5 protein-coding genes are annotated in these 6,786 nt (G+C 61.4%); 1 reads left to right on the top strand and 4 read right to left on the bottom strand.

Annotation, left to right across the window (positions count from 1 at the left end; translation table 11 throughout):
• Both hemW and lepA read right to left on the bottom strand, forming a co-directional pair.
• Positions 1–1,030, bottom strand: a 1,030-nt coding sequence (gene hemW, locus Y707_RS24525; protein WP_035780893.1) for a radical SAM family heme chaperone HemW, incomplete at its 3' end; no start/stop codon positions are given.
• 39 nt (positions 1,031–1,069) lie between these two features.
• A complete protein-coding gene (gene lepA, locus Y707_RS0108640) occupies positions 1,070–2,923 on the bottom strand; it encodes a translation elongation factor 4 (protein WP_026534788.1) in 1,854 nt (617 codons plus the stop codon).
• A 264-nt stretch (positions 2,924–3,187) separates the two neighbouring features.
• Between lepA and rpsT the strand changes: the two genes are divergently transcribed.
• Positions 3,188–3,448 (top strand): 30S ribosomal protein S20, encoded by a 261-nt coding sequence (rpsT, locus tag Y707_RS0108645; protein ID WP_026534789.1) that lies wholly within the window; start codon positions 3,188–3,190, stop codon positions 3,446–3,448.
• Between the two features lie 134 nt (positions 3,449–3,582).
• On the opposite strand, the gene holA is transcribed toward rpsT, so the two are convergent.
• On the bottom strand, positions 3,583–4,611 hold the full coding sequence (gene holA / locus Y707_RS24530; protein WP_035780894.1) for a DNA polymerase III subunit delta: 1,029 nt from the start codon (positions 4,609–4,611) through the stop codon (positions 3,583–3,585).
• A 38-nt stretch (positions 4,612–4,649) separates the two neighbouring features.
• Positions 4,650–6,786, bottom strand: a 2,137-nt coding sequence (locus tag Y707_RS28915) for a ComEC/Rec2 family competence protein (RefSeq protein WP_081744732.1), incomplete at its 5' end; no start/stop codon positions are given.

Here is a 6,786-nt window from a genome sequence, read left to right on the forward strand (position 1 = left end):
CCCGCCGGGTGGACGAATCCAGAGTCTCGCGGCCGGCGGCCGGCGACTGTCCGCCAGCGAGTCGGTTGGCATAGGGTACCGGGTGTTTCATGTTCCACCACCGGACTCCGCCCACGTGCGAATGCGCGCCTGGGCCGATCCCCCACCAGTCATCGCCGCGCCAGTAGGCCAGATTGTGGCGGCATGCCTGGGCCGGTTCACGGCTCCAGTTGCTGACTTCGTACCAATGCATTCCCGCTGAACTGAGCTTCTGCTCGGCAATCAGGTATTTCTCCGCATGGTCGTCCTCATCAATTGCGGGAACTTCACCGCGGCGCATCTGGGCAGCCAGTTTCGTGCCGTCCTCGATGATGAGCGAGTATGCCGAGATGTGGTCCGGTTGATAACCGAGGGCGGTGTCCAGTGACTGCTCCCAGTCACCCATCGATTCGCCCGGCGTGCCGTAAATGAGATCGATACTGACTGCCAGGCCGGCCTCACGCGCCCAACCGACTGCTTCAGGAACCCGGCTCGGCTCGTGGGTACGGTCAAGGACCTTCAACACATGCGGAACAGCCGATTGCATACCGAACGAGACCCGGGTGAAGCCGGCGTCGGCAAGCTGTTGCAGTGATCCGGGTGTTACCGAATCCGGATTGGCTTCGGTGGTGACCTCGGCGCCGTCGGCCAGCGGCCACAGCTTCGCGGCATGGCCGAGCAGCGCAGCGAGGTCCGCAGCCGGCAACAATGTTGGAGTCCCGCCGCCGAAGAAGACGGTCTGGAGCGGCCGGCGTGGAAGCCCTGAGTCCACCAGGACACGTGCGGCAAGATCCAATTCGGCCATGGCGGTGCCGGCGTATTCGTCCTGCGAGGCGCCGGAACCCAACTCTTTGGCGGTATACGTATTAAAATCGCAATAGCCGCAACGTACGGCGCAGAACGGAATGTGAACATACAAGCCGAAATTCCTGCTGTCGGCTCCAACAAGAACCTGGGCCGGGAGCAGGCCGTCGGCCGGGGCGGGGTCGCCCTCTGGTAAAACGCTTGGCATCGATCTACTGGTGTTCTGTCCGGTGGCGCAAAGGGCGGATCACTTCTTGGCTTTGTCCTTGGAATCGTCTGAGGACAGGGCGGCGATAAACGCTTCCTGCGGAACTTCGACGCGTCCGACCATCTTCATCCGCTTCTTGCCCTCCTTCTGCTTTTCCAGCAGCTTGCGCTTACGCGAGATGTCGCCGCCGTAGCATTTAGCCAGCACGTCTTTGCGGATGGCGCGGATATTCTCGCGGGCGATGATGCGTGAACCAATGGCGGCCTGGATCGGAACTTCGAACTGCTGCCGGGGAATCAGTTCCCGCAGTTTGGCGGTCATCTGTGTACCGTAGGCATACGCCTTGTCCTTGTGCGTGATCGCGCTGAACGCATCCACCTGTTCGCCCTGGAGCAGGATGTCCACCTTGACGAGATCGGCGGCCTGTTCGCCGTCGGCCTTCCAGTCCAGCGATGCGTAGCCACGCGTCTTTGATTTCAAGAAATCGAAAAAATCGAAGACAATTTCGGCCAGCGGAAGCCGGTAGTGCAGTTCGACACGTTCCTCCGACAAGTAGTCCATGCCGTTCATCTGACCGCGGCGGGCCTGGCACAGCTCCATGATGGAGCCAACGAATTCGTTGGGGGCAAGAATGGTGGCCGAAACCATCGGTTCCCGCACTTCCATGATTTTGCCCGCCGGAAACTCACTCGGATTCGTTACGATGATCTGTTTCTGATCTTCAAGCGTGACCTGGTAGACGACATTTGGCGCCGTGGAAATCAACGCGATGTTGGATTCGCGCTCGAGACGCTCGCGGATGATCTCCAGGTGCAGAAGTCCCAGGAATCCCACCCGGAAACCGAAGCCGAGGGCTACGGATGTTTCGGGCTCATAGACGAGTGCGGCATCGTTGAGCTTGAGCTTGTCCAGCGCATCCCGCAGGACCGGGTAGTCCGCCCCGTCCAACGGGTACAGGCCCGAGAAAACCATGGGTTTTGGTTCCTGATAGCCGCTGAGCGACTTTGCCGCGGGCTTGGCCAGGTTTGTCACAGTGTCGCCGACCTTGGACTGGCGCACGTCCTTCACGCCAGTGATGAGGTAACCCACCTCTCCAACACCGAGGCCGTTGGAAGGTACTGGTTCCGGTGCGCTGACGCCGATTTCCAACAGTTCGTGGCTGGCCCTGGTGGACATCATCTGGATCCGTTCGCGCGGATGCAGTTTCCCATCAATCACGCGCACGTAGGTCACCACACCCCGGTAGGTGTCGTAGACGGAGTCGAAGATCATCGCCCGGGCAGGAGCATCGGCATCGCCCACTGGGGCGGGTATCTCGGCCACGATCTTGTCCAACAGCACTCCTACACCGTCGCCGGTTTTACCCGAGACGCGCAGTACGTCGTCCGGTTCTCCGCCGATGAGGTGTGCCAGCTCTTCGGCATACTTATCCGGCTGTGCCGCCGGAAGATCGATCTTGTTGAGCACCGGAATAATGGCAAGGTCGTTCTCCATCGCAAGATAAAGATTTGCGAGCGTTTGAGCTTCGATCCCCTGTGCAGCGTCCACCAGCAGAACAGCGCCTTCACACGCCGCGAGGGACCGCGACACCTCGTACGTGAAATCCACGTGTCCGGGAGTGTCGATCATGTTCAGCGCGTAACTGGTTCCATCCAGCTCCCATGGCATCCTGACAGCCTGGGATTTAATCGTGATGCCGCGTTCGCGCTCAATATCCATGCGGTCCAGATATTGTGCGCGCATGCCCCTGGCACCGACGACGCCGGTCAGTTGCAGCATGCGGTCGGCCAGCGTTGACTTCCCGTGGTCGATGTGAGCGATGATCGAGAAGTTTCGCAGGATCGCCGGATCGGTTGCGGCGGGCACCGGAGCAGTGCGGGCCAAGGGAGTCACGCAGTGTCCTTACGTTTGAGGGAATATGTACCGGTCTCCAGTCTCCCACGTCTTGGCCGCGCGGTGGTCATGGGGGTCGGGGGCATCATCATTCAGATCGGTGTGAGCACACATCCATGGACTCTGATACGCTGTATAGCTGTGTGTCCGAGCAGGTCGTCGGGCACGGCAAGCTGGTCGCCATGGTATCCCCACGCCACTCAGTCGATGTCCAGTTTGAATGCCCTCACTGACCGAAGTCCGCATTACAAAGAGAGTTTATACGTGGCCAATATTAAGTCCCAGAAGAAGCGCGTTCTCACCAACGAGAAGGCCCGCCAGCGCAACAACTCGGTGAAGGCCGAACTGCGTACGGCAATCCGTGCAGTTAAGACTGCCCTCCAGTCCTCCGACAAGGAGGCCGCCAGCAGCGCCCAAGCCGTTGCGAGCCGTAAGCTGGATCAGGCCGCTACCAAGGGTGTTATTCACAAGAACAATGCCGCTAACCGCAAGTCAGCTCTTGCGAAGAAGGTTGGCAGCCTCTAAAGGTTTTGCCGCTCAGTTCATTGAGCAAATGGCTGTGGCCGGCACCTCGGTGCCGGCCACAGCCATTTAAAGCCTGCCCTGCTGGGTTCCATCGACGCAGGTGACTCCCGCCGTCGTCGCCGCTCCTCGAGCTGCTAGCGCCGGCTGACCGAGGTGGAAATGATGGTTACGGCCCGTTCCAGGGCGTAAACAGGGTCACGCGCGGCGCCCTTAACTTGGGCGTCGGCCTCTGCGACCACCTTGATCGCCTGAATGAGGGCGCTTGGGGTCCATCCGCCGCTGTCTCTTCTGGCCTGGTCAACCTGCCAGGGAGCCATCCCAAGTTCGCGGGCGAGTTGGCCCGAGGATCCCCTTGAACCGGCAACTTTAGCCACTGTCCTCAATTTCATGGCCAGAGCGGCGACGAGCGGTACAGGATCCACACCGGTGGCCAAGGCATGCCTCAGGGTGGACAAGGCCTGCCCGCCCCGTCCGGCCAGGGCAGCATCGGCAACCTTGAACGCCGTCGCTTCAACCCGGCCGCCGTAGTAGCGTTCGACCACATCGGCGGTCAGCTGGCCTTCGACGTCGGAAAGCAACTGCGAACAGGCCGCCGCCAGCTCGGAGAGGTTCGCTCCGACGGCGGCGACGAGTGCCTGCGCCGCCGCCGGCTCAATACGGCGGCGTGCATCGCGGAACTCGCGGGTCACGAAGTCGATTTTCTCCGAGTCCTTCTTCAACGGTTGACATTCAACGACTGGCGCTCCATTGGACTTGACTGCGTCCAGTAGTTTTTTGCCCCGCGCTCCCCCGCTGTGATGCAGGACGACGACGGTGCCTTCGGCCGGCTGGGCTGCGTATGCCAAAGCATCGTTAAGGAATTCATCGTTCATGGCCGCCACGGCCGAGACCTCTATGAGCTTCGCTTCACCGAACAACGACGGGTTGGCCGCCATCTCGAGCTGACCAGCGGCATAGTCGGAAGCGTCCAAACGGGTGCGTTCCAGTGCCGGTTCGTGCTCACGAAGCTGTGAGCGGATGCGGTCCAACGCCCGTGTCGCAATATACTCCTCAGGCCCCGCTACCAATACAATCGGTGCAGGCTCGACCTCCCGCCAACCGACTGTCTGACCAGAAGTTTTCGTTCCGGCCGTCTTGCGTGCCGTCTTTGCTGCCGGGCTCAATGGCGCCTCTTTGTTCGTCGGTTTTTCACTTCTCCAGCCTACCTTTCAGTCCACATTCGCAGGATGTCTGCCTGTTTGCCAATGTAGATCCTGCCGTCCTCGTCCGTTCTGCCGATGTGCGTCCCTACCTGCTTCAGGGCATCAGTAATATCCGGCGCTGGATGGCCATAATCATTGTCCGCTCCGACGGAAATGAGTGCCATGGCCGGCTGCAGTTTCATGATCACAGCTGTTCCGCCGTTATCGGCGCCATGGTGGGTGACTTTAAGGATGTCGACGCCTCGTTGTAGAAAGTTCGCACCCAGCATCGTCCCCGGCGGGGAGCGGGCCAAACGCAGCAGGCGTTGCATCCCATCCTCCTCAAGATCGCCGGTCAGCAGAAGCGACAACGCCGATCCGTCCGGTTGCTCGATCCGTGCGGCGAGGACGATGCTGGAATTGTTCTCGGTGCTTCCAGGATGGTCGGCGGGCGGCCAGAGCACCTGCCAGTGGACCGGACCACCATCGCCCTGCTGTCCCCGCTGGGCATGGACGATTTCCACACCGTGTTCCTCCAGCCCGGATACAACACCGGAAGGCAGTTCGGGATCGGCGGTCGAAATCAGAGTCTGCTTGACCTCCCGTCCAGCGAGGACGCCCTGCATGCCTCCGTTGTGATCGGCATGCATGTGCGTGAGAACGAGGACATCCACCGTGGAAATCTCCAGTTCCCGCAGGCATCGGTCCATCAGCTCCGGATCGGGCCCGGTATCGACGACTACCGCCGAATGCGTACCGGTGCGGATGACCAGTCCGTCGCCCTGCCCCACATCGCAGGCCACCACCGACCATTCGGATTCGCCGGGGACCTTCCCGGATCCGCTGATCAGTAGGCCGGGGGCAACCCCGAAGACGACACCGACAACCAACGCGGCAGTGCACCGGTTCAGCGCCGAAGCAGGCTCTCCGGGCAGCAGACGGACCAGCATGCCTGCGGCACGGCGTAACCGTATGGGGCTCGATAAGATCCAGAGCACAGTCAATGAAGCGGTGGACAAGACAGCCATCAGGGCCACTCCAGTGGCACCCCCCGGCCAGGGGATGGCGGCTGCCGGTGCAGCACTGAAGAAACGTGCGGTGTATCCGACCCACTGGGCGCCGGCCCCGGCGGTGGCCATCAACAGCGGAACGAGCGGCGGACACAGGAATAAGGCCAGTACTGCGATCATCCCCACGATAGTGATGACTGGTATGGCCGGTGCCACCAGGACATTGGCAAGCACAGAATAGGTGACCAATTGCGGCTGCAACAAGACAATTACCGGGGCGCAGAAGACTTGCGCCGCAACCGGTACAGCCACCGCCTGCGCCGCCCACAGCGGCATCCACCTGCCAAGCCATCGTGCACATCTGCTGCCAAAGACGATAAGTCCCGTGGTGGCCAGAACCGAGAGAATGAAGGCGTAGCTGCCGCTGAGCCAAGGGTTGAGGGACAACAGCAGAACGACGGCGATGCAGAGCAGCGAAGGTGAACGCCTGCCCCGCCCGTTCATTATCGCGACGATACCGATCGTTCCCATCACGGCGGCCCGCAGCACGCTGGGATCGGGACGGACGAGTGTCACAAACGCCAACAACGCAAGAAAGGCCACGGCGGCAGCCAACCAACGCGGCAGGCGGACGGCATAGCCGCATAGGAAAACAACTCCGAGCACGATGGCGCAGTTCGCACCGCTGACCGCTGTGAGATGCGTCAGGCCGGTACGTTTCATTGCTTTATCAAGGTCGGCGCCGAGACTGCTGCGGTCCCCCAGCACCATACCGGGCAGCAGTTGTGCGGCGTCGGAACTCAGCGTTGCTGCCCGGTCCTTGAACGTGCGCCTGATTTCGGTGGTGCGCTTGTCCCAATGGCCTGCCGGTTCAATGAGGGTTGGTGACGTTTCCGAAAAGAACAGCGCCTCCACATCGTCGCCGGGGCCGGCGGCTTCGAGCGAGCCGGCACCACCCACCCGCTGGCCGGTTTGTACCGCCGACCATCGTTCACCGGCTATGACCAGAACTGGAGTGACTGCTGAAAACCCGGTACCGTCAGCGGTTGCCTCCACAATCGTCGCCTCGATCAGGTACTGCACAGCTCCGCTGAACTTCGCAGGAGAGTCGCTCACGGCCGGGTCCGAGGTGATGAGGAGCTCGGCA

The organism is Arthrobacter sp. H14, assembly GCF_000520495.1.
In the GTDB taxonomy this organism is placed as follows: domain Bacteria; phylum Actinomycetota; class Actinomycetes; order Actinomycetales; family Micrococcaceae; genus Arthrobacter_C.